This is a genomic window from Acinetobacter puyangensis (assembly GCF_900096995.1).
Lineage (GTDB): Bacteria > Pseudomonadota > Gammaproteobacteria > Pseudomonadales > Moraxellaceae > Acinetobacter > Acinetobacter puyangensis.
Map to the genome: position 1 here is coordinate 1 of NZ_OANT01000017.1, position 24370 is coordinate 24370.

General features: G+C 39.8%; 19 protein-coding genes. 14 read left to right on the top strand and 5 right to left on the bottom strand.

The genetic code is table 11. The features are described 5' to 3' along the window. Positions 1-458 precede the first annotated feature (458 nt). Together guaA and CRO21_RS16740 are read right to left on the bottom strand one after the other, a co-directional pair. A complete protein-coding gene (gene guaA / locus CRO21_RS16735; RefSeq protein ID WP_097080448.1) occupies positions 459-2027 on the bottom strand; it encodes a glutamine-hydrolyzing GMP synthase in 1569 nt (522 codons plus the stop codon). Between the two features lie 95 nt (positions 2028-2122). Beyond that, entirely contained in the window at positions 2123-2485 is a 363-nt protein-coding gene (locus tag CRO21_RS16740; RefSeq protein WP_097080449.1) for a NirD/YgiW/YdeI family stress tolerance protein, read from the bottom strand. 195 nt (positions 2486-2680) lie between these two features. On the opposite strand from CRO21_RS16740, the gene CRO21_RS16745 reads away from it, so the two are divergent. The 9 genes from CRO21_RS16745 to CRO21_RS16785 all read left to right on the top strand — a co-directional run bounded on the left by CRO21_RS16745 (position 2681) and on the right by CRO21_RS16785 (position 13686). Next, positions 2681-3169 (top strand): sigma-70 family RNA polymerase sigma factor, encoded by a 489-nt coding sequence (locus tag CRO21_RS16745; protein WP_097080464.1) that lies wholly within the window; start codon positions 2681-2683, stop codon positions 3167-3169. A 51-nt stretch (positions 3170-3220) separates the two neighbouring features. Continuing rightward, complete coding sequence (locus tag CRO21_RS16750; protein WP_097080450.1) at positions 3221-4225, top strand: FecR family protein; 1005 nt, start codon at positions 3221-3223, stop codon at positions 4223-4225. Positions 4226-4380: 155 nt separating this feature from the next. Next, positions 4381-6915 carry a TonB-dependent siderophore receptor gene (locus CRO21_RS16755; protein ID WP_097080451.1) on the top strand — a complete coding sequence of 845 codons (2535 nt, stop codon included), beginning with the start codon at positions 4381-4383 and terminating at the stop codon, positions 6913-6915. A 54-nt stretch (positions 6916-6969) separates the two neighbouring features. After that, positions 6970-8088 (top strand): PepSY-associated TM helix domain-containing protein, encoded by a 1119-nt coding sequence (locus CRO21_RS16760; RefSeq protein ID WP_097080452.1) that lies wholly within the window; start codon positions 6970-6972, stop codon positions 8086-8088. A 387-nt stretch (positions 8089-8475) separates the two neighbouring features. Beyond that, entirely contained in the window at positions 8476-8991 is a 516-nt protein-coding gene (locus CRO21_RS16765) for a sigma-70 family RNA polymerase sigma factor (protein ID WP_097080453.1), read from the top strand. Positions 8992-8994: 3 nt separating this feature from the next. Continuing rightward, positions 8995-9951, top strand: a complete 957-nt coding sequence (locus CRO21_RS16770; RefSeq protein ID WP_097080454.1) for a FecR family protein — start codon at positions 8995-8997, stop codon at positions 9949-9951. Positions 9952-10040: 89 nt separating this feature from the next. Beyond that, a complete protein-coding gene (locus CRO21_RS16775; protein ID WP_097080455.1) occupies positions 10041-12560 on the top strand; it encodes a TonB-dependent siderophore receptor in 2520 nt (839 codons plus the stop codon). A 513-nt stretch (positions 12561-13073) separates the two neighbouring features. Next, a complete protein-coding gene (locus CRO21_RS17925; protein ID WP_378235023.1) occupies positions 13074-13283 on the top strand; it encodes a BrnT family toxin in 210 nt (69 codons plus the stop codon). Positions 13284-13362: 79 nt separating this feature from the next. Continuing rightward, on the top strand, positions 13363-13686 hold the full coding sequence (locus tag CRO21_RS16785) for a BrnA antitoxin family protein (RefSeq protein WP_213064437.1): 324 nt from the start codon (positions 13363-13365) through the stop codon (positions 13684-13686). A gap of 175 nt (positions 13687-13861) precedes the next feature. Here the strand turns inward: CRO21_RS16785 and CRO21_RS16790 are convergent, their stop codons facing one another. Continuing rightward, the gene (locus CRO21_RS16790) at positions 13862-15832 is read right to left on the bottom strand and encodes a BCCT family transporter (RefSeq protein WP_097080456.1); all 1971 of its coding nucleotides are present in this window, start codon (positions 15830-15832) and stop codon (positions 13862-13864) included. A 362-nt stretch (positions 15833-16194) separates the two neighbouring features. On the opposite strand from CRO21_RS16790, the gene CRO21_RS16795 reads away from it, so the two are divergent. The 5 genes from CRO21_RS16795 to CRO21_RS16815 all read left to right on the top strand — a co-directional run bounded on the left by CRO21_RS16795 (position 16195) and on the right by CRO21_RS16815 (position 21083). Further along, positions 16195-17283 (top strand): zinc-binding metallopeptidase family protein, encoded by a 1089-nt coding sequence (locus CRO21_RS16795; RefSeq protein ID WP_097080457.1) that lies wholly within the window; start codon positions 16195-16197, stop codon positions 17281-17283. Between the two features lie 464 nt (positions 17284-17747). Continuing rightward, the gene (locus tag CRO21_RS16800; RefSeq protein WP_228150485.1) at positions 17748-18851 is read left to right on the top strand and encodes a BMP family ABC transporter substrate-binding protein; all 1104 of its coding nucleotides are present in this window, start codon (positions 17748-17750) and stop codon (positions 18849-18851) included. 41 nt (positions 18852-18892) lie between these two features. Then, positions 18893-19558, top strand: a complete 666-nt coding sequence (locus CRO21_RS16805) for a Rieske 2Fe-2S domain-containing protein (RefSeq protein ID WP_171294081.1) — start codon at positions 18893-18895, stop codon at positions 19556-19558. Further along, a complete protein-coding gene (locus CRO21_RS16810) occupies positions 19545-20450 on the top strand; it encodes an aromatic ring-hydroxylating oxygenase subunit alpha (protein WP_097080460.1) in 906 nt (301 codons plus the stop codon). Before CRO21_RS16805 ends, CRO21_RS16810 begins: the two co-directional genes overlap by 14 nt. Then, positions 20451-21083: a glutathione binding-like protein gene (locus CRO21_RS16815; RefSeq protein WP_097080461.1), complete on the top strand. Its 633-nt coding sequence runs from the start codon at positions 20451-20453 to the stop codon at positions 21081-21083. A 102-nt stretch (positions 21084-21185) separates the two neighbouring features. Here CRO21_RS16815 and CRO21_RS16820 read toward each other — a convergent pair whose 3' ends face one another. Together CRO21_RS16820 and CRO21_RS16825 are read right to left on the bottom strand one after the other, a co-directional pair. Next, entirely contained in the window at positions 21186-22772 is a 1587-nt protein-coding gene (locus CRO21_RS16820; RefSeq protein ID WP_097080462.1) for a Na/Pi cotransporter family protein, read from the bottom strand. Positions 22773-22901: 129 nt separating this feature from the next. Further along, positions 22902-24101, bottom strand: coding sequence for a winged helix-turn-helix domain-containing protein (locus CRO21_RS16825; RefSeq protein WP_097080463.1), 1200 nt, complete (start codon positions 24099-24101; stop codon positions 22902-22904). Positions 24102-24370: the final 269 nt, after the last annotated feature.

Sequence of the window (24370 nt, forward strand, 5' to 3'; positions counted from 1 at the left end):
GCGACCTCACTTTGCCTTAAAATACAAAACGCCCAATGAGGTTCATCAGGCGTTTTATAGTTGAAATCAGTGTCAACTTATTTCAGGACTAGACAGACTCAAAACGCATTGCATTTTAGGGCAGAATTATCTTTAGAAAACTTTCACTACCGTAGGCACTCCGCACTTTGTTTAACGCAACATTTTAAACTCGTTTCATGCCATAAAATCGGCAAACGGCGATGCCACTTGAAATTCCTCTCTGCCGCAGGCACCTTGCACTTCATTTAAAGCTGCACTTTAAAATCGTTCATGCCGTAATTTAGGCTGGAAGCAATACTTCCAGAAACCTCTCTGCCGCAGGCACAGCGTTTGGCGTAAAATCAGCAAAATGCGTTGCATTTTGAAACCCCTCTCTGCCGCGAGCGCAGCTCTTGCCGTAATTTAGGCTAGAAGCAATGCTTCTAGAACCCCCTAAATTACTCCCATTCAATCGTGGCAGGTGGTTTGCTGGATACGTCATATACCACACGGGAAACATCTTTGATTTCATTCATAATGCGAGTCGAAATCTTATCGACTAAATCATAAGGTAGATGGGCAAAACGGGCAGTCATAAAGTCCACTGTTTCAACTGCACGCAGTGCAATCACCCAGGCGTAACGACGACCATCACCCACCACACCGACAGATTTTACTGGCTGGAATACGGCAAATGCCTGTGCAGTTTTGTCATACCAGCCACTTGCATGTAATTCCTGCATAAAGATATCATCGGCAAGACGTAAAATATCGGCATATTCTTTTTTCACTTCACCCAAGATACGTACGCCTAAACCAGGACCTGGGAATGGATGACGATAGATCATGCTATGTGGTAAGCCTAAGGTTGTTCCCAGTTTACGCACTTCATCTTTAAATAAGTCACGCAATGGTTCAACCAGATCAAACGCCAAATCTTCCGGTAAACCACCAACATTATGATGCGATTTGATCACATGGGCCTTGCCCTGTTTACTCGCTGCGGATTCGATGACATCAGGATAAATTGTACCCTGTGCTAGAAATTTCACGCCATCAAGTTTACGGGCTTCTTCGGCAAATACTTCAATAAACTCACGACCAATAATTTTACGTTTTTTCTCTGGATCAACTTCACCGGCAAGCGCAGTTAAAAAGCGGTTTTCTGCATCGGCACGAATCACACGAATACCCATGTTATCGGCAAACATTTGCATCACCTGATCGCCTTCGTTTAAACGAAGCAAACCATTATCGACAAATACACAGGTCAATTGATCGCCAATGGCTTTATGTAAAAGTGCTGCAACAACTGATGAATCCACCCCACCGGACAAACCTAACAAGACTTTTTCATCACCAATCTGTTGACGTAATTGCTCTACCCGTAAATCGATAATATGTTCCGGTGTCCAAAGACCACCACATCCACAAATCTGATGGACAAAGTTGGATAAAAGCTCTGCACCTTTGGCAGTATGTGTCACTTCCGGGTGAAATTGCACCCCATAAAAATGGCGTGTTTCGTCAGAAGCCGCTGCAAATGGACAGCTTGCTGTACTTGCCGTTACTGCGAAACCTTCTGGCAAACGACTGACTTTATCACCATGACTCATCCAGACATGCAGTTGACTTTCACGATCTTGCAAATTACCGATTAAGGCATCACGCTGTTGAATATCGACCTCGGCATAGCCAAACTCATGCACGGTACCCGCTTCAACTTTGCCGCCCAATTGTTCTGCCATAGTTTGAAAACCATAGCAAATTCCTAATACCGGCACACCGAGTTCAAATACAACTTTGGGTGCACGAGGACTGCCCTCAAGATGTACACTTTCCGGACCGCCGGATAAGATAATGCCGTTTGGATTAAACGCACGAATATCGTCTTCGGACATATCAAAAGCGTACATTTCGGAATAAACACCAGCTTCACGGACACGACGGGCAATAAGCTGACTATATTGTGAACCGAAATCCAGAATCAGGATGCGATCTTCAGTAATTTGGGTATTGGTAGTCATGAGCAACAACTATGCAAGGCTAAAAAGAATAAGCGCAACATTTTAGCATTTTTCCAATCATGACGCACTTATTCTTGCCATTGCAATTTGAATTTTTATTGTAGAATTTCCAGCTGTAAAATTTCGATATCGGTTGGTTTATAACGATGCGTATCGACCTCACCCACCAGTTTTACCCGACTATTCGGCTTAAATTGTGCAGGATGTAAAAGATCATCATCAATTTCGACCGAAATGCTGCCTGTTTGATCTTTAAACTCATAATGGTCTTTTTGCAGATGACGCACCAAAGTTCCATTTAAAGTAATAAATGATTCATCCGGTAATTTTTTTGCTTGTGCAACAGTCACTGGATGTTGTAATCCATGTGCAATCGCTTTGGCATCATCACCCGCCCAAGCAGGAACGCTAGCAAATACCACACTTAAAAATACAATGTTTAACCATGCTTTTTTCATCTCTTCTATACCTTTTATTACACTTTTATCACTTGTTATTAAAACAAATTTTAATGATTTTCTATATTTGAGTTTTGTAGTTCAAATACAAGATAAATGCAATATACGGCAAGTTAAAATTGCATTAAGCATTTGTGGATGTATGATAATAAAGTTACAATTGATAATCATTACTATAAATCTATTTTACTGCTCATGCCCAACACAGTTGAACATCTGTATAAAAACCACCATCAATGGTTGTATAGATGGCTGTGCAAAAAAATGCAAAGCCGTCAACAGGCAGAAGATATTGCTCAGGATACCTTTTTACGCCTACTCAATAAAAAAACACCCATCATTGCCAATGAACCCCGTGCATTATTAATGACCATTGCACAAGGGATTGTCAGTAATTTTTATCGTCATCAAAACATCGAACAAAGTTATTTAAACTTTCTTGCGACTTTACCCGAACAACATCATCCCGATCCAGAAACACAAGCTATTTTATTTGAAACCATCATTCAATTAGACCGACGTCTGGCTGGTCTGGATCACACAGTACGACAGACTTTTCTCCTCACCCAGTTAGATGGTTTAACGCAGGCACAAGCCGCACAGCAACTCAACATTTCAGTGCCGACTGTTCAGCGTTATATTGCCAAAGCATTGCATCAATGTTGTTTTGCCGAATTTAATTAAGATGTTATTGTTTAGGCCTATCCGGTTCTGTGTATAGCATTAGGGATTGTCATGTCGAATAAATCATTATTTCCCGATCAGTCGCATCAGATTCCGATACATATTAGCCAACAGGCAACTGAATGGTATGTCAAATTACAGGCCGATAATGTTACAGAACAGGATTTTATCGCTTTTGAACGCTGGTTGAACATAAATACATTACATCAGCAGGCATGGCAACGACTTGAAGATTTTGGCCTATCGCTCGCCCATATCAAGCACCCTTTACTCCAGCCAGCATTGTCAGCCATTGAACCAAGCCAATCAAGCAAACAGGCATATACACTTAAATCCATCCTCTGGCTCATGCTTTTTGGCAGCTCAATGTTTGGTCTATATCATGCACAGCAACAACAACTCTGGCAACAATGGCAGGCCGATTACAAAACCCGGACTGGTGAGCAAAGACATATCACGCTGGCGGATGGTTCACAGATTATACTCAATACCAACACTGCAATTAATATCATCTATGATGACAAACAACGCCGAATTGAACTGATCAAAGGTGAAATCCATATTGACGTCCTGACTGACACCAAACATCGCCCTTTCTCTGTGCATAATCGGGACGGTGTAATGCAGGATATTGGGACAACCTTTAATGTACGGCAATATGATGATCACAGTGTTCTGGCAGTGAGTGAAGGTGAAGTTAAAATTACAACACAACACTCCAAACAGGTGGCCCATCTTCTTGCCAATCAACAAATTGTATTTAGTAAAACGGCAATCCAAAATATTCAGGCACTGGATCGCATCTACACCGCATGGACCAAAGGTACACTGAATGTGTACAAAATGCCTTTACCTCAATTCCTAAACGAATTAAATCGTTACCACCATGGTTCGATTGGTTATGACAAAAATATACAACATCTTGAAGTTTCCGGCGTATTCCCCGTACAGGACAGTGAAAAGGTATTACAAGCCCTACAACATGGCCTGCCGATTAAGCTCAATTCACAATTTTTTTATTGGACCAAAATCTCTTTACAGGATGATCAACCTTAAATTAAGACACCCATCTTTTTAAAAAATTTATACCGATAAAAATCAAAAATATAAAAAAATTATGTGTTTTTTTTCAAAAAAACTGATGTGTTTTTGTTTTTCACGGGGCATAGCAAATGAAAAACAACTTTTTTACCATGTCGGGGAATAAATGAATGAAGCACAACAGATTTAAAACCAGTCTACTTCACCTCGCAATACAACGTGCGATTATTGCGGTTTCTTTGGTGACGACCAATACCATATTGAGTCAGACCGTCTTTGCCAATACTGCGATACAAACTGCCCAGTCCTATCATATCAAAGCCGGTAGTCTGGCACAGGCCATCAATCAATTTGCAGAGCAAGCTGGTATCTTATTAAATTATGATGCAAGACTGGTTGAAGGCAAACAAAGTCAAGGTTTAAATGGGACCTATACGCTGGCACAGGGCTTCAATACTTTGCTTTCTACACATGGATTACAAACCCAACAAACACCGAATGGCTATGTTTTGACAGAAAAGCCAAAATTAAGTAGTAATGCCTCAACTGAACAGACAACTTCTGATGCCATACAGCTTCCTGTCATTAATGTAATCGCTGATAGTGAAAAAACAGAAAAAACTGGTCGATATGCAGCCAGTGTAAGTACAACAGCCTTACCTTTCAAAGCCTCACTACGTGAAACACCTCAGTCGATTACTGTTTTAACCAGACAATATCTAGATGATAAAAAAATAGATAATTTAGCTGATGCAATTCGAAATACAACGGGTTTATCTGTGAATCAATACGAAAGTAATCGTGGTGGGTTATATGCTCGTGGTTTTAATATTGAAAACTATTTGATCGATGGTGTACCTACCAATATCAATGAACAATGGAGTGCGGGTGAAATCTTTAATAGCACTGCAATTTATGATCGTATCGAAGTCATTCGTGGTGCCGATGGTTTAATGACTGGTGTTGGCAAGCCTTCGGCAGTTGTAAATATGATTCGGAAAAAGGCCGATAGCAAAGAGCTTACAGGACAGCTTTCTATCGAAGGGGGTAGTTGGTCACATATGGGAACGACCGCTGACATTAGTACACCACTCAATAAAAGTGCCACAACCAGAGCTCGATTTGTTGTAGATTACGATACTAAAGACAGTTACATCGATGCCTTTGAAACTACACAACAGACTTTTTTTGCCACATTTGAACAAGATATCGGCAAAAATACTTTATTGTCTGGTGGAATCAGTTATCAACAAGATGAAACCGATAGCCCAACATGGGGCGGTATTCCTGCATGGACTGTTGATGAGAATATCAACGTTATTCCTTTAAGATTCGATCGTAGTAAAACTGTTGCACCAAACTGGTCATACTGGGATACCGACTACACCAATTGGTTTGTAAAAGCTGAACATAATTTTGGTGACGGCTGGGATGCGAGTATTAGCTATAACAATGGCAAAAGAAATTCTGATGCAAAAATTAACCTGTATTATTTGTATCCAATTGATCCAGACACAGGTAAGTCTGCGATGTTCCTCAAAGAATACGGGATGAAACTCCCTGTTGTAGGTTCTTCGGGGATGTATAACGTGAGCAACGAAAAAGAAGATTTAAATGTACAAATTAATGGAGAATTTGATCTCTTTAAACGTACACATGAGTTATCTTTTGGTTATAACATGTCGAGAGAAAAACTTTTAACGCATGGTCGTCCAGGTTCATTAAGTGCAGAGTTAACACCTGATATTTATGATTTTAATGGCAATATGCCACAACCAATATATATCAATCGTTCCACACCATCTATTAATCAAAAAATTTCACAAGACAGTCTGTTTTTTGCTGGACGCTTTAGCCTTTTAGACCCTGTAAAATTATTTGCAGGTACCCGTGTCGTCAATTACAAATTTAGGGACTATAAAGATAGTATCGCCACAAGTACCGACAATAGCCACAAATTTGATCATGAGTTTATTCCATATCTTGGGTTGGTTTGGAATATCAATGATCATTTTTCCACTTATGCGAGTTGGACAAGCATCTTTGAGCCACAAAACAAAGAAGATGTAAACGGCACACAACTTAAGCCGATGGAAGGAGATACTTACGAAATTGGCTTAAAAAGTTCACATTTTCAAGATCGTCTAACCTCTAGCTTATCTATTTTCCGCATGGAACAGGACAATTATGCAGAGCGCATTGGTACACGAACTGATGACAATGGTTTATTCAAAAATGTGTATCGAGCAACCGAAGGTGCTGTAAGTAAAGGATTTGAGCTAGAAATAGCAGGTGAAATCTTACCAAATTGGCATCTGATGACTGGATATGGTTATTTTAAAGCCAAAGAAGCCAATGGTGATGATGTTAGTCCATTAATTCCACGCAAACAATTTAATCTATTTAGTAAATATAAATTATCAGGTGTTTTACAGAACCTTACTGTGGGCGGTGGTGTGCGTTGGCAGAGCGAAAACTATCAATGGCAGTCGTTTGCTAAATCTTTAGGTGTGCCAAAACTAGAACAAAAAGCCTATGCTGTCGTTGATTTAATGGCACAGTATCAAATCGATCCATCATGGTCTGCACAGCTTAATATTAATAATGTATTCGATAAAAAATATTACGCAGTAACAGATGATGGCATGCAGTTATATTGGCAACCATCCCGCAATGCATTGTTAAGTTTTAAATACCAATTCTAATTTTTATCATACTGCCATATTGTTATGGCAGTACTCTTTAGTGAGTAGCTTAAGTTGATAGCACAGGAAAAGAAAAAAACTTCTCGCTGGTATAGAACCAATTTATGGATTCATCGCTGGGTTAGTCTGGTTATTGCCCTGCCTTTTGCCATTTTATGCCTGACAGGTTTAATCCTGATTTTCCATGAAGAAATAGATCATTTATTAAATGCTGCACCGAAAATAGAAACCATACAGGGCATCGAACATCGTCCTTTAATGGACTCAATTGCTGTAGCAGAACAACGTTATCCCGCTGAACATATTATCAGTACCACCCTTGACCCCGAGCATTTCCCTGGTCTTTTACTCATTGGTATGACCAAAGCAGGCGGTAATTTTGACAATGCGCGCTGGCTTTATCTGGATATCGCACAAGCGAAATTGGTGGATCAACCTGCTTTTGATGAAACATTCACAGGTTTTTTATTAGAGTTGCATGCACAATGGTTTCTTGGACCAATTGGTGAAATTATCGGTGCTTTCATTGCCTTATTGGTGTTAATGTCCTTAATTTCAGGTGTTGTGGTCTATGCACCTTATATTAAAAAGTTTTTATTCGGTGTTATTCGTTTTAATAAAGGGAAACGATTATTTCAGCTCGATTTACATAATCTAATCGGGTCAATGGTCCTTGGGTGGGCCTTGATTGTCACCATTACCGGAGTTTTGTTAGGTTTTGGTACTGTGGCAATCGGTATCTGGCAATTTTCAGAACTTGGCGCATTACAACAACAATATCAACATGCTCTACCAGCATTGCATAAACCAGATATGGATTTGGTTTATGCCAGTGCATCACAGGCAGCAGTGGGCTGGACACCATCAATCGTACTGTTCCCGGGTACGGAATATTCTACACAGCAACACTTTTTAGTCTTGTTAGAAGGAAATTCTGGATTTGATCAAAACTTATTAAGAATAGCCCTGATTGATGCTGCAAACTATGAAGTTGTTCAAGTCATGCAACTGCCCTTATATTTAAAAGCAGTTCTCATCTCACAACCATTACATTTTGGCGATTATGGTGGAATGCCACTTAAACTTCTTTGGGCATTATGTACCTTACTCACCTTATTTATCACCTTAAATGGTGCATGGTTATGGTGGGCAAAACGTCATAAAATTAATTAGGTAGATCGCCATGCAACATTACAACAATTTAAAACTTGTCATTTATCTCGCACTCATCAGTATATCCGGCATTATTATGATGCTTATTCTGGATGGGATCTATGATGAAATCATGCTCATAATTACCATAATTCCATTATTATTCGGAGCCTATCGTGCCTATAAAATCAATAAAAGATGAAATCTAAATTTCTTCATCACAAAACAATGACAACTGTTGTCATGTCACAGATCAAAATAACATGATTGGCAATGAGCCAATCAGATTGTCGTCTTTTATCGTGTGCTTAAAACTTATCAATGTCGAAGATCCAGCAGAATAACCTTGAAGTTTACACAAAAATTATACGATAATAATTATCATAACCATTCGATAACGGCTTATTTATGTCGAGTTCCAGCGCAAATCAGCACATTTCAAATTTATATCAGGAACATCATACCTGGATTTATCACTGGTTGTATAAAAAACTAGGCAACTCTTCAGATGCAGCAGATCTGGCACAGGATACTTTTTTACGACTGATAGCCCGAGAAAATACCACTCAGCTTCAACATCCGCGTGCCTATCTGACTAAAATTGCCAAAGGCCTGATGGTGAACTGGATTCAGCGTAAACATGTCGAACGTGCCTATCTGGAAGTTTTGACAGAGCAGCCCGATCTCGATTACCCATCTCCGGAACACCAAACCCTGATTATCGAAACCCTAACGCACGCCATTCAATTATTGTCCGAACTGCCACCACAAGTCAGATTAACCTTTTTATATTTTCAGCTTGAAGGCTTAAAACATCATCAAATTGCAGATAAGCTCAATATTTCGGTCAGCACCGTGAAACGCCATATTCAATGTGCCTATATCCATTGTCTGGATGCGATGCTTGATCTTGAGGATTTTTAACTGATGCAACAAGCGACGCGTCAAAAAATTATAGAAGAAGCCAGCGAATGGTTGATGCGTATGCAGGAGCAGGAACTGTCTCCACAAGAACAACAACAATTACAAGAATGGCAACAACAAAGTCCAATGCACCAAAAAGTTTGGCAAAATGCCCTAAAATTACAGACAAAATTCTCAGATGTGCCTTTAGATCTGCTTCATCCTGTACTGGATAAACTAGATTCGGCGAATGATCAACAATCGCATAAAAAATATATCTGGTTACTGGCAATTTTACCGGCTTTATCTGCGCTGTATTATGCCAATGACCAACAGCAATGGCTGGCTGACCATCGCAGTGCGGTGGGAGAGCGAAAAACCATTACCCTACCGGATGGCGGTAAAATCATACTCAACGGGCGTTCTGCCATTGATGTTGATTATTCCGATAAGCAAAGAACGGTGGTATTACGCAAAGGTGAAATCTGGATTGAAACCCAACCCGATAGCCTCAAACGTCCATTTATTGTAGAAACCAAACAAGGAACGGCCCAAGCACTAGGTACACAGTATCTGGTGCGCATGCAACCAAAGCAGACCTTTGTTGCGGTTCATCGAGGTGCAGTAAAAATTCGGACGCAAGTTAATCAGCAGGAAGCCATCTTAAATCTGAATCAACAGGCTTATTTTGATCAACATCATATTGATACAGTCCATCCGATGGATGTCAATCAATACAGTTGGACAAAGGGTTTTCTGATGGTCAATGAAATGCCGTTAAAAGATTTTATCCAGCGTTTACAGCCCTATCAAAAAGGTAAAATCCAGCTTGATCGGCATATTCAGGACATCAAAATCTCGGGGACTTATCCTGTTGATGATTTACAGCAGATTTATACCATGCTGGCGCAGACTTATCATTTAGATATTGATATTTATGCAGGCGGTTATTGGGTCAGAATCCTTCCGAAAAAAAATTGAACTTTTTTATAATTTTTATGAGCTACTTTTGCTTTTCAACTGGCATTAAATAGGAAAGCGTTTCATTCTTATTTAAATGGGGGCATCCTATGTATGCAATAAAAGTACGCTCAACAGGTCATCATCCACTTTTTAATGCCATTCGCACGCTAATGTTTGGTGCGGTATTGGGACTTTCTGCAACCAGCTATGCCAATACAACAGATTCGGTAAATCATTACGAAATCTCGGCAGGACAACTGGGACAGGCTTTATCCAGTTTTGCCTTGCAATCTGGTATTGCCCTGTCATTTGATCCGGCATTAACACAAGGTTTAACTAGTTCGGGCTTAACGGGAAGTTATACAACGGCACAGGGTTTTGCACAGTTGTTAAAAGGCACAAATTTACAATTGCTTAAACGTACTGATGGCTCATGGACATTGGAAAAAGTTACGACAGCACCACAACCCCAAGTCCGTGATATGGGGCAGTTAAAGCCGATTGATGTTAATGCGAGTGGTACAGCCAATCGTGATCCGAATGTGGCACAGTTGCCTGTGATTACTGTGAATGCAGAAGATGAAAATTCTTATACTGTGAAAAATACCTCGACTGCGACAAAATTAAATTTAAGTTTGAGGGAAACACCACAATCAGTGAGTGTAATTACTCGACAACAAATAGAAGATTTAGGGTTAACAACACTTAATGATGCAGTGCTAAAAACTATAGGATTAAGCATGCAAAAAACTGGTGCAGAACGTTATAGCTTTTATGCTCGTGGTTTTGATATTGATGCGATTATGTATGACGGATTACCAACTTCGTTAGCTAGTGCAAAGGACGCTCTTTCCTCTGCAAATCTAGCTATGTATGAACGAATAGAAATTGTACGTGGTGCCAATGGTTTAGTACAGGGTAGCGGTAATCCATCCGCAGCAATTAATTTAGTCCGAAAGAAACCAACGACAGAATTTCAGTCTTCCATTGGGCTAAGTGCGGGAAGTTGGGACAATTATCATACAGAACTAGATGTTTCAGGCTCATTGGCACAAAATGGAAAAATCCGAGGTCGAGCAGTTGCCACCTATGAGGATGCAGATTCCTTTCAGGATAAGGTAAATAGAGAACATAGCTTATTCTATGCAACGGTAGAAGCCGATGTGACAGATTCCACCACTGTCACAGTGAGCTATACTCATCACAATGAAAATAATAATGTAGCGTGGGGTGGTGGCTTGCCTACGGCCGTAGATGGTAGTGACTTACATTTATCCAGATCAACTTCATTTTTGACCGATTGGGATCACTGGGATAAAGAAATGGATACCGTGTCACTGGAACTTGATCATCACTTTGCCAATGACTGGAAACTACGAATATCTGGCAGTAAAAACTGGGCAAAATTTGACTATTTAGGGGGCTATCCAGGACGTTTAGCAAGTAATTTAAGTACTCTAAGTTATCGTGTATCTGGTGGTATATATGATGACACTCAAAACAGTTTTGATGTCTATCTAAATGGGCCATTTCAGTTGTTTAATCGAACACATGAACTGGTTTTTGGCTATAGTTATCAAGATGATGACTTCAATAGTCATGGCTCAGGAACAACAGCGGTAGCAACCATTACCGATCCTAGCTCATTTGATACCAGTTCGTGGGTTAAACCTACTGTAAACTTCTATGATTTCATAGATAATCGTGATATGACACAACATGGTGTATATACCACAGCACGTTTTTCAATTCTTGATCAACTTAAATTCATTAGTGGTGTACGCCTAAATTGGTATGACTATCAATATGTATATAACTGGAAAGGTTCAATCAGTAACACACAATCCAAAGAAACCGCTTATCCTACATTTTATTCGGGAATTATTTACGATTTAAATCAACAGCATTCTATCTATGCCAGTTATACCGATATATTCCAACCTCAATCCAGTCGAGATGCAAGTGGTCAGTTGCTTGAATCAATCAAGGGTAAAAATTATGAAATCGGTATCAAAGGTGAATATTTTGATGGTGCATTAAATGCCAGTATGGCAATTTTCCATATTGATCAAGACAATCGAGCCAAGGAAGTCAGTGACCCGACAGCGTGTAGTACCTATCCAAGTTCAACCTGCTATGAAGCAGCAGGATTAGTACAAAGTAAAGGTTTTGAAGTAGAAATTAATGGTGAAATTACTCCTAACTGGCAAGTGGCAGCGGGTTATAGCTATATTGATGCAAAATATAAAAAAGATAGTGATAATAGTAATATAGGAAAATTATTTGATACAGATATCCCAAAACATCAGGTCAAAGTTTCGACTATGTATCATTTGCCAAATGCTCTTTATCGCTGGCGAGTTGGTGGTAATTTTTCATATCAGAGTGGTGTTTATAATGAAGGCACGACTTCAGGACAAAAATGGAAAATTGAACAAGGTGGGTATAGTGTATTTAACTTGACCACAGGCTATAGAGCATCTGAAAAACTAGATTTACAATTTGCCTTAAATAATATTTTTGACAAAACATATTATCAGACCATTGGGCAAAATATTTCTAGTTGGCCTACAATTTTTTATGGCGCACCACGTAACTTCATGGCGACATTAAAATATAATTTTTAAAGAGAGATTCTTAATATAAATCCACCCTAACCCCGAGAGGCATTGCCTTGCAAGGGAAAGCAGGACTGTCAAGTTCCCACCAATATAGGTTTTTTCGGGGCTGGGCATATGCAATACGCCCCTACATTTTGTAGGGGTTTATTGTATAAACCCAACGATAAATTTTAAACTTCGCAAGGTATCTAATACAGTTTTGGATTCCTTGCGGCGTACACGCCTCATCCCCTCTTTTACAAAGAGGGGTTGGGGGAGATTCTAATATAAAATAAGGCTGCTTTTTCAAAGATGAGCTATATATGGCGTAAGGAGAAAGATTTTTATTAAAAATTATAACGTATTTCAAATACTTATGATTTACTTACAAAAGTTAACGTAAATTTATGAGCTTTTTTCCAATCTCAAACGTCTATATAAGTAAGAACAGGAGATTTTTAAGATATAGTGGATCAATCATAAGAAATATATTCCCTAAAATTGCAACCGACAACATTTCAACACGGTTTAATTTGTAAAATGTTTTTTATATGCATAATTATCTATATAAAATATGAGTATGTATTATGCGGTTTATTTGGTTGGGATAAAATAAAACGGCAAAAAAATCTCCAAAAGCATGGTTTAGATTTTGCAGATGTCAAAGTCGTATTTGATCAGCCTTTAGTACTGTTTGAAGATACTCGTATAAATTATGGTGAGCAACGTATGGTTGCTATTGGTTTATAGCAAATGTTGGTGGTTGTTATTGTTCATATAGAAGATGACAACACGATTCGTATTATCTCTATGAGGAAGGTGACACGCAATGAAACAGACATTTATTACCAAAATATCTGATGAAATGGACGATTATCCAGAATTCACACAGGCAGATTTTGATCGAGCAACTTTTCGTATTAAAGGGCAACCTGTAAGTAAAGACGTGTGGCAAAAAGCTGTACATACAAAGGTTAAAAAGCAAAAAATTAGCATTACACTTGATCCTGATGTATTAGCATATTTTAAAGCTAAAGCAGATGGAAAAGGCTATCAAACTTTGATTAATGCTGCTTTACGTGAAGCAATGTTAAAAGAACATTTTAAAGATGATTTACGGCAAATTATTCGTGAAGAATTAAAACATGCTTAAACTTTAGAGCAGTGCTGTCAAGTATAGTCATGAAAAAGATACCGTTTTGGCTATCATTCGAAATCTTTTCTAAAAATAAATCTATTTAATATCAAATACCTGTGCATATTTTACACCAAGAAATGTTAAAATCCAATAAGAATCCGCAAAACAGCAGCTTTGCGGATTCTGATCATTAACGAACTACACTTAGAAAATGTAAATGACGTTCATACTGGTCAATAATATCTTTTAATAGATCCTCTTGCGTCCAGTCCATCACATCATAATTTTGTCCACCTTCTCTTAAGGAAACTTCGGCCTGATAATATTTTTGCGTATCATCTTGCTCTGTTTCACTTAAAAAACTAGGGGGTTGAATTTCCCGGGAAACCACCTGATAGATAAAATTAATTTCTTCCTGATGATCAACACGTAGCTGTAAGCCATGCTCCACCGGGGAAATTTTGACCTGTAGATCATGGCGACGCTGTAACTCTCTGGACATACTAGCAAACGCCTGGGCAACCGTGCTTTCAATATACTGTTCAACTTCTTCCTGCGTATGCGGATAATGCATAATCAAACTCAGACGTTGCTGCCAGCTTCTGGGTGTGTGTATCGCATACGGCGTGGTACGAGCTGCCTGTAAGGCATTCATTTTAATCACATCTATACGTAATGCCTTGATCAAGCCGATACAAATCAGCAGCATGATAAAGGTAAATGGCAAGGCACTTAATATCGTTGCCGATTGTAATGCAGACAAACCGCCTGCAAGCAACAAAATAATCGCCAGTGTGGCCATTAATACTGTCCAGAATAGACGTTGCCATAAAGGTGATTGATCCGTTTTTGCCGTGAGATAATCGGTAACCAAAGCACCCGAATCAGCAGAGGTGACAAAGAACAATACCACCAGAACAGTAGCCAGTAGTTTTGATACTTCGGCAAAAGGTAAGCCATTTAAAAATTCAAATAATGCTACCGATGGATCCTGCTGTACGGCACTGATCAGACTGGCATGTCCTTCATGCAACACACTGAATAATCCGGCATTGCCCATAAAACCCATCCAGATAATAGTAAAACCAGTTGGGATCAGCAAAACACCGACAATAAATTCACGCACCGTACGCCCTCGTGAGACACGGGCAATAAACATGCCGACAAAAGGTGACCAAGAAATCCACCAGGCCCAGTACATAATAGTCCAACCGCCAATCCAGCCATTGGGCTGATAGGCATATAGATTAAAGGTCATGCTAAAGAGATTGGAAATATATTGTCCAGTGTTTTGCAATGTGGTTTGTAATAAATACACAGTGGGGCCGGCAAAAAACACAAACAGCAACAGGATAATGGCCAAAACCAGATTTAGTTCCGCCAGCCGTTTAATGCCCTTATCTACACCCAATACCACAGAAATTGAAGCCATAATACTGACCACAATCACCAAAATAATTTGTGTCGTTGCACTTTGTGGAATGCCGAATAAATAGTTTAAACCGGAATTAATCTGCGTCACCCCGAAACCCAGTGTGGTGGCAACACCAAATACCGTACCAATGGTGGCGAAGGTATCGACACTATCACCAATCGGTCCGTAAATTTTCTTACCAATCATCGGATACAATGCGGAACGGATTTTGAGAGGCAAATTATGCCGATAGGCAAAATAAGCCAGTGATAAACCCACCAGCGCATAAATTCCCCACGCATGTAATCCCCAGTGGAAAAAGGTAATACGCATGGCAGACTGAGCTGCGGCAATGGTTTCGGGATCTCCGGTCGGTGGACTGGTATAGTGCATAATTGGTTCTGCAATACCAAAGAACATCAGGCCAATCCCCATGCCGGCAGTAAACAACATGGCAAACCAGGATTGATTGCTATATTCAGGCGTACTATGGTCCGGTCCCAGTTTAATTTTACCGGCATCAGAAAAAGCAAAATAACATAGTACCAGTAGAAAAATAGCAACCGATAAAACATAGAACCAGCTAAAAGAAGTGGTAATCCAGTCATTCAGTTGTTTGGTTAACAATTCAAACGAATTTGGTGCAATCACGACAACTGCTAAAAAAATAGCAATGACAATGACTGCGCTAAAAAAAACATTCGGATTGATATTCTCAAAGCCTTTGACTGTTTTTTTGGAAGGCATATTTCCCCCATATATTTTTAAATTTGTATATTTCGCAGTGTTGCGGAGTATGAAAAAGGAATTTGCAGCAGCAAATAAAAGAGAGGGTGTACAGTTAAGTACACAGATATTTTAATAAATCACTTAAAAAATGCTGTTGTATTACTGTTAGAATTTATTTTTCAATCACTTATCTATTTTTTATCAAATCTTATGGCAGGAAAAGTCTTAGGCATATGTGTGCTCTGGATAAAATTTTAACACGCTTGTTTGTTTACACGAATGCTTAAAATCCCCTGTCCAAGACACAAACATCAAATTGCTTTTTAATACACCTTATTTACAATACTTGGCAAAGATAAAGAATTTATAGTCATGATAAAATGAAAGTATTTTACTGTCCTCAATGCCACTCCCAGATTTTCTTTACCAACTATTTTTGTGGGGGTTGCCAGCATCCGGTTGGTTATGTGCCACGCCTGCAAAGCATGATGACTTTCCATGTCGACGAACAAGGCTGGATGGCACTGGATGGTTCGGAAAAATTTTATCGCCCTTGTAGAAATTATAGTAAATATAACGTCTGTAACTGGATGGTGGAACAAGATAGTCCTTCGGATTTATGTTGTTCATGTCAGCTCACGACAGTGATTCCCGATTTGCACGAAGCAAAAAATATCGAATATTGGGCCAAGCTGGAAACAGCCAAACGCCGCTTTTTGTACATGACCCAACGCCTGAATATTTTCCCCTGCGCTAAAAAAACACCTGATGACCCACGGGGCTTAAGTTTTCATTTTCTGGTACCTACTGATGATCAACCAGTACTTACAGGCCATGCCCATGGTGTGATTACTTTAAATGCCTATGAAGCCGATACCGTCTATCGTGAAACTACACGAATTTCGATGGGTGAAAATTATCGTACCTTATTGGGACATTTTCGCCATGAAAGCGGACATTTTTACTTTGATGTATTGGTTCAAAATACGCCATGGATTGAATCATTTAGACAGCTTTTTGGTGATGAACGGCAAAACTACGGTGAAGCATTACAGTATTATTATGATCACGGGCCAGTTGCTAGGTGGCAAGAAAGCTATATCAGTGCCTATGCCAGCAGTCATCCATGGGAAGACTGGGCCGAAACCTGGGCGCATTATCTGCATATGATCAGTACGCTGGATACGGCTTTTTATACCGGTATCTCAATTCAAAAACAGTCGCCGCTTGATCACGAGCTTAAATTTGATGGTTGTCCTGTTGATAGTGCAAATTTTCATTTAACCGTTAAAAATTGGTTTGCACTTGCCTATGGTTTAAATTCGCTTAACCGGAGTATGGGACTAGAAGATGCCTATCCATTTACCTTGTCAGATAAAGTTTTGGAAAAATTACATTTTATTCATCAGGTATTAATGGATATTATTGATCAAAAAAATCTGGATCAACGCTTTAATACCACGTTTTAAAATGCAATCACCATAAAAATACTGGTTCTGCCAATCTATGGTGCAATTAAAATAGAATGATCACAATCAAGGCCTTTTCTGGGCGATCTGGTAATGCGATTGAAATCTATTCATGACAAGGTACATCTTTTCCCCCTTGCTCTTTTTTAACCGAACCTTTTTTCACAATTTATTGGTCTTTATGATTTTTAATGTTATCAAATAATTAGTTATTGCCAACAATCTAAAATCTGATTGTTAGCAAAGAACAATCTGAATTTTACACGCTTGTGGTATAGATATTGCTTCAACACTCCTATTCAGCACCCATCAATCGCCGGTTTTCATTGCCTGCGTTTGTTGGCATCCCACATTTGTATGCTTTGATACAAAAATAGGTATTAGGAGTCCATATGCTTAATCATATGTCATCAATAGACGAAAAATCATCTACCTGTGCACCAAAAAAATATTCTATACAGCATATGATGGACAAGTTCAAAAAGACTGCAATCGTAACAACTAGCAGTTTTTTAGCCATCACAGGATTATCGATTGCGATTTGCAGCACCAATGCACAGGCAGCACAACCCTTAAAAGCAGCATTCGTCTATCTTGGCCCTCCCGGTGATCATGGCTGGACCTATGCCCATGACCAAAGCCGTATCCGTACCGAAGCAGATTTAAAGGGAACAGTAAAAACCAGCTTTGTGGCCAATGTGCCGGAAACAGGTGATGCCGAACGTATTTTTCGTAATCTGGCACAGCAAGGCAATAAAGTGATTTTTGGTACCTCATTTGGCTATATGAATGCCATGGAAAAAGTATCGCGCCAGTTCCCAAATACCATTTTCATGCATGCAACAGGCTATAAATCCGGAAAAAATCTCGGTACCTATAATGTTCGTATGTATCAGAATGCTTACTTGCTCGGTGTACTTGCAGGTAAAACTACCAAAACCAATAAAATCGGTGTGGTCGGTTCATTCCCAATTCCGGAAGTTGTACGCAATATTAATGCCTTTACCATTGGCGCACGTAGTGTTAATCCAAAAGTGACCACACAAGTCATTTGGGTCAATACCTGGTATGATCCGGGCAAGGAACGTGATGCTGCCCTCACCCTGATTTCTCAAAAAAATGATGTATTGATGCAAAATACCGACTCTCCAGCTGTAGTACAGGCAGCACAATCAAAAGGTGTACATGCTTTTGGCTGGGATTCTGACATGTCAAAATTTGGTAGCAAGGCACATCTTGCCGCAGCCGCGATTCATTGGGACAAAATTTACGATAAAACCCTGCGTGATGTGTTGGCAAACAAATGGACCAATAAACCTATCTATTACGGTATCCGAGAAGGTGCGGTTGATGTTGAAAACCTGAATGCCTCCATTCCCGCAGAAACCAAAAAAATCTTTCAGGAACGTCGTGCCGCTTTAAAATCCGGCAAACTTAATCCATTCGCAGGTCCGCTCTATAATCAGGCTGGACAACAATTTGTCAAAGCAGGACAAGTGTATAGCGATGATGCGCTCAATAAGATCAACTTTTATGTCCAAGGCGTAACTGGTTCCTTACCAAAATAAGGTATTGATTAAAAATTTGATTTTTATTGAGGAGAAAGATGATGTCTGTGCAGTGGTTACCCATTTTACCGTCCGAACTTTTGCAAAATGCCGAAGTCTTAAAAGTACTGATCAATGGCAAGGAAGTTGTGGTGTGGCGCTCAGTATCGGGTCATGTACAAATTTGGGAAAATCGCTGCCCACATCGTAGTGTTCGTTTAAGTCTCGGGCATGTTGATGGTGAAAATCTGGTATGCGCCTATCATGGTTGGGAATTTGCAGCGCAAGATGGTTCCTGTCAGAAAATTCCGGCTCAGCCTGAACAACGTGCACCGAAAAGTGTATGCAGTAAAGCCTATCCGGTATCGGAAAATAACGGCATGATCTGGTTTGGTGGTTTTGACCTAGAGCTTAGGCCGGAACCCTTAGCTCAACAAATCCTATCTCTAAAAATCATACCTGTACATTATGCCGGATCGGTCCTCATCCATTGCACTATGGATGAAGTGACCGAGTTTTTACAGCATCTGCATTTTAGGCAAACCTCTCCTTGCGGTTTTTTAGGCGATGATGACTTTGCCGATGTTCAACTTTTTCTCACACCAACAGATGCTGAAAAAACCACACTGCATGCCCTGCAACCACAGGCCGAAACCGTACAACGCAGCCTAGACAGTTTATTTCAAATTCGCCAACAAATTGAGGAGCACCAATATGCCGTCCTCTAACCAAGATTTAGCATATTTGCCCATTGATCACTCACTGATTGGAGAGTGGATCGTGGTCGCATCTACAGAAGAATTTAAAGATAAAAGCAGCGTTACAACCCGTCTTGATCGGCAAGCATTAACACTTGATAAACTAGACCAGTACTATCAAATCCGGTTTCTGTCCAGCGAAATGCAGGATGTGCCCGTCCAGACGCAAGAAGCCTATGGATTTATCTGGTTATGCATCGGAACACCGAATAAAGCACTATTTACCCTAGAAGAATATGACCATCCACAGGCACGACTTGTACCCTGTGGTGCCTATGGCGTACGCACTTCACCGCTGCGTGCCGTAGAAAATTTTCTGGATATGGCGCATTTTCCCTATGTTCACACCAATATTCTGGGCGCAGAACCCTTGACTGCGGTGAAACCTTATCAAGTTGAACATCGACAAAATGTGGATGAGCTATGGGCGACTGAATGTGTTTTTACCCAGCCGCTTGCTGCACCCAACTCACAGGAACCACAGGAAACTGAATATATTTATCGGGTATTATCACCTTTAAATGTCTTACTCTATAAAATTAATACCGCAGCATCTGGCGTTATTCCAGCCGATGTCATTTGTCTTTTTATCCAACCCTTAGGTGAAACCCAGATTCGTGCCCATTTACTCATGGTACTGGATGATCAAAATAGCCATATGACAGACATGGTGTTATTCCAGCAAAAAATCTTTACCCAAGATAAACCCATTCTTGAAAATCATGTGCCGCTAAAACTCCCCTTGGCCGCCAGAATTGAGATTCCGACCCGAGCCGATGCGATGGCCACAGCCTATCGTAAATGGTTAGTCGATAAACACTGGACCTATGGCAGTGATTTACAAAAAGAGGTCCTAGCTTAAATGACAAATCTCGATCATTCTCCCCTGACCAACTCACCTCGCCTTATCCTAAAAGATGATCCGATGTCGTCGGATTGCTATGCGGTGCGTTTATTTTTATATTATCACCAAGTCCCATTTCAAAGTGATTATGCAGATATTGATCCTTTACAGCCCAGTGATAAAATTCCGGAACTGGCGGTTGCAGAAGATCAAATCATCTATGGCATACGCCCTAGCCTTGAGTTTCTTGCAGACTTTGCAGCACAACCCGATTGGGCAAAACCTTCACATACGCAACACTTCCAACACTGGGAAGACTTTCATCAACAACTTAAAAATAGTCTGGGGCGGCTGCGTCAAGCAAATTTAAGTATGTCCACTTTTCTGGATGATGAAGACATATTAATAGAAAAAACGAATAGCCTACTTAATCAACTCAATGATCATCTATGTGTCCAAACTGTTTTACAACAGCCTTGGTTGCTGGCAGGCAAAACACCGTCTATTGCAGACCTGACGATTTTCCCACTGGTTGCATTATCCATGGATGCAGGAATTGATCTGGATGATTTTGTCCATATCCGTCGCTGGGTACAACGCATGCGTAAGCTCCCTAACTTTGTTCCGATGCCGGGATTATTAGAAAGTTAAGCTGACCCAAGAGAGTTAATCTAGGAAAGATCATAATATCAGCATAATCTGTGTAATAAATAGAATAATCCCACAGATCATGTTCATCTAGAATGCTATAGACTAAATAGCAGATGATTCTTCCCGCAATAAGATCGCCATTTTTGCTGTATGTTTGGCCAGTCGCTCCAACCAGCGTTGCGCAATAATTAAGTCCAAGGCTTCGGCTGCATTAACTTGAGAAGTTGCCGATTGTGCCACAATATTTTGGCGAATTGCGGGTTGATGTATTTTAATTTGTGCACTAAATTGTTCTAAATTTTCCACATCCTGAGGTGGGATTTTCTGCGCAGGTGTTTGTTTGAAATACAGCACTAATTTTTCAATAATGCTAATAAATTCATTTAAATCCTCTGTATCAAAGTGTGCCCGCAAAATATCCAGATTGGCAGTATGCTGTAAATCTTCCCGTACAACCCGGGTATAGACAATCAAACGCATGAGCTCAATTAAGCGTTGTTGATCAGCCTGTGCTTGTGGTACAGGCATTTCCTTGAGATAGTCATCTACCTTCAACAGCACATAGTCCAACTCTTTGGTATTGATCATGGCACCAATAATTTCGCCTCGCCCTGCTTTAATCAGTAAGCGATACATATCTGCTAGACAATGGCAAATAGAATCCTGTGCCGTTGCAATAGCCAATGACGGCATGCTAAACAATGATTCATCCAAATAACGGGTTGTTTCAAGCTCTTTTTCCGGAATTAATTTACTAATCATACTTTGCAACTGAGGAATAAACGGCATAAAAATCATTGCGCCCATTAAACTAAAGGCTGTATGAAATGCAGCAATAATGATGGTGTTATCCAAAGTTGCAGCCCAAGACCAGTGTTTTAACATCCATAACATGGCAGGCATTAAAATAAAAAATGCAAAAACCGCTGTCACGACATTAAAAATCACATGGACTGCTGCGGTTCGTTTTGCACTGGTGGTTGCACCAATCGCTGCCAGAATCGCCGTCGCCACGGTACCAATATTCTGTCCGATTACCAGTGCCATGGCCTGTTGTACATCAATCGCCTGACTGGCCAGCGCTGCCAATGTGGCCGTAACGGCAGCACTCGAGGATTGCAGCAGGATCGTCATCACAACACCCACAAGCACCAGAATCAATCGTGTCAACAAACTATTATTCGACCAGATCGATAAATCCACGCGCTCGGCAAAACCTGCCATGGCAAGCTGTAACACATCTATACCAAAAAAGATTAAACCAAAACCAGCGAAAGCCAATCCCAAAAGTGCCAAGCGATCCTTACCCAACAACTTCATGAGGGCACCCACACCAATCATGGGTAAAGCAAAACTGGCAATCGAAAATTTTAATCCAAGAAATGCCACCATCCAGCCTGTACTGGTCGTACCAATATTGGCACCAATCACCACCCCAATCGCCTGAGCAAAGGTTAATACCCCTGCACTGACAAAACCAATCGTTGCCAATGTTGTTGCTGTAGAGGATTGCACCACCAAAGTAAAACCAATACCGGAAAGCATGGCCTTAAACGATGAACCAGTAAAACGGGATAGCCATTGTCGTAAAGACTCTCCGGCCATGGCCTTTAGACTATCAGTCATTAAGGACATGCCGAGTAGAAATAAACCGATCCCACCGATAAGTTGCGTAATGACTTGCAGCAAATGATCATCTCACGTTGATTTTTCTTTAATATATCAATAATTAGATATTTTTATCTATCAATCAGACTAATCGGTGGTAAAAATAGTGTTACTACCACATATTTTTAAAATACCTATTTTATCTTCTACTTAGCAAGCCTGTATTGATTGCTGAAATATCTTTTCAAATTTTAATGGACTTACTTTTGTAAGTGTCACAACTTGACAACCATTAAACGTCGCAAACTGTCTAACCAATACAATAAAAGAAGCTATCCATTTTTCTACCTCTATTTCCATATTTTCAATATGTATCTGTATCAACTCAAAACGTTGCTCTTTTCGATGAGCTTTACAATCTACACGACCAATAAATGTATCGCCGAATAAAATAGGTAAACAAAAATAACCATAATGCCTTTTTTCTTTGGGTGTATAACACTCAAGACGGAAATCAAAATCAAATATTTGCTTGGCACGTTCACGATGAATAATTACATTATCAAATGGAGATAACAATCGAACACTAGAAATGGAAAAGTTAAATGTTTGATCCATTAAGCCACTTTGCACAAAAATATCCGGTATACCCAACACATTAATTTTTTCTATCACACCCTGTTCAAGCATCGCATTCAAAACATCAACCACATTCTTTTTTAGTTCTGCGCCCGTTTTGAGATGTATAATTTGTTTAAACGTCGTAAAACCATAAGCTCGAAGATAAGTTTTGACTATGTATTCGGCAAATTCAATCGGACTGGGTGCTGTTGTATCGACGTTCTGCGGTAATACTCTTTCACAAACATCATAAGTTTTTTGCATCCCATGACGTTCACAAATCATTAAATCGCCCTGCATAAAAAGGCGCTCAAGTGCCAATTTTGTTGGTTTCCAATTCCACCAACTCCCGGCTTTTTTACTCTCACTTTCAAAATCTCTTGATTTTTTCGGCCCTTCTGCTCGGATTTTATCCATGACATACTTCATGATTTTTGGATCAGCATTATAGTAATGCGAAGGATGGTGCTTAACCGCTAACATTTGTGTTAAGACATAACGAAAATCCTTCATTGGAAGATAGGAGGCAGCGTGAAACCAATACTCAAACACTTTACGCTCTGTGACCAATGCATCTAAATATTCGGGTTGATAGTCTGGAATCCTTGTCCACAGCGTATGATGATGGGCACGTTCGACTATAGATAAGGTATCTATCTGTATATAACCAAGATGCTCTACTGCATTTTGTACTGCTAATTTCCCTTGACCAAATCGTGATGGCTGTAGTAATCCTTGCCGATCCAAAGTTACAGATCTAAGTCTCTTTAATATTGATATGTCTTTCATCTTAGTTCAAATTTATTCAAAAATTGAGACATTTGCATAACATTCCATGGATCTATAAATTTTACTGTTTTAGCACATAGTTAAACTAATTTACTTCTACACTATATTCCCAAAATAAACTTATTTTTAAATATGTTATTTCTGTGATGAGATTAACATAAAAAGATATTTCTCAGCCAATCTCATTTTTCCCCCCATAAAAAAACCCCCAAGCATCAGCTTGGGGGTTTTGAATTAATGAGCTGGCGATGACTTACTCTCACATGGGT

Bases quoted from the DNA above. Each gene is read 5' to 3' on its own strand.
- guaA (WP_097080448.1), bottom strand. From the start codon at position 2,027: ATGACTACCAATACCCAAATTACTGAAGATCGCATCCTGATTCTGGAT.
- CRO21_RS16740 (WP_097080449.1), bottom strand. From the start codon at position 2,485: ATGAAAAAAGCATGGTTAAACATTGTATTTTTAAGTGTGGTATTTGCT.
- CRO21_RS16745 (WP_097080464.1), top strand. From the start codon at position 2,681: ATGCCCAACACAGTTGAACATCTGTATAAAAACCACCATCAATGGTTG.
- CRO21_RS16750 (WP_097080450.1), top strand. From the start codon at position 3,221: ATGTCGAATAAATCATTATTTCCCGATCAGTCGCATCAGATTCCGATA.
- CRO21_RS16755 (WP_097080451.1), top strand. From the start codon at position 4,381: ATGAAGCACAACAGATTTAAAACCAGTCTACTTCACCTCGCAATACAA.
- CRO21_RS16765 (WP_097080453.1), top strand. From the start codon at position 8,476: ATGTCGAGTTCCAGCGCAAATCAGCACATTTCAAATTTATATCAGGAA.
- CRO21_RS16770 (WP_097080454.1), top strand. From the start codon at position 8,995: ATGCAACAAGCGACGCGTCAAAAAATTATAGAAGAAGCCAGCGAATGG.
- CRO21_RS16775 (WP_097080455.1), top strand. From the start codon at position 10,041: ATGTATGCAATAAAAGTACGCTCAACAGGTCATCATCCACTTTTTAAT.
- CRO21_RS17925 (WP_378235023.1), top strand. From the start codon at position 13,074: ATGTTTTTTATATGCATAATTATCTATATAAAATATGAGTATGTATTA.
- CRO21_RS16785 (WP_213064437.1), top strand. From the start codon at position 13,363: ATGAAACAGACATTTATTACCAAAATATCTGATGAAATGGACGATTAT.
- CRO21_RS16790 (WP_097080456.1), bottom strand. From the start codon at position 15,832: ATGCCTTCCAAAAAAACAGTCAAAGGCTTTGAGAATATCAATCCGAAT.
- CRO21_RS16795 (WP_097080457.1), top strand. From the start codon at position 16,195: ATGAAAGTATTTTACTGTCCTCAATGCCACTCCCAGATTTTCTTTACC.
- CRO21_RS16800 (WP_228150485.1), top strand. From the start codon at position 17,748: ATGATGGACAAGTTCAAAAAGACTGCAATCGTAACAACTAGCAGTTTT.
- CRO21_RS16805 (WP_171294081.1), top strand. From the start codon at position 18,893: ATGTCTGTGCAGTGGTTACCCATTTTACCGTCCGAACTTTTGCAAAAT.
- CRO21_RS16810 (WP_097080460.1), top strand. From the start codon at position 19,545: ATGCCGTCCTCTAACCAAGATTTAGCATATTTGCCCATTGATCACTCA.
- CRO21_RS16815 (WP_097080461.1), top strand. From the start codon at position 20,451: ATGACAAATCTCGATCATTCTCCCCTGACCAACTCACCTCGCCTTATC.
- CRO21_RS16825 (WP_097080463.1), bottom strand. From the start codon at position 24,101: ATGAAAGACATATCAATATTAAAGAGACTTAGATCTGTAACTTTGGAT.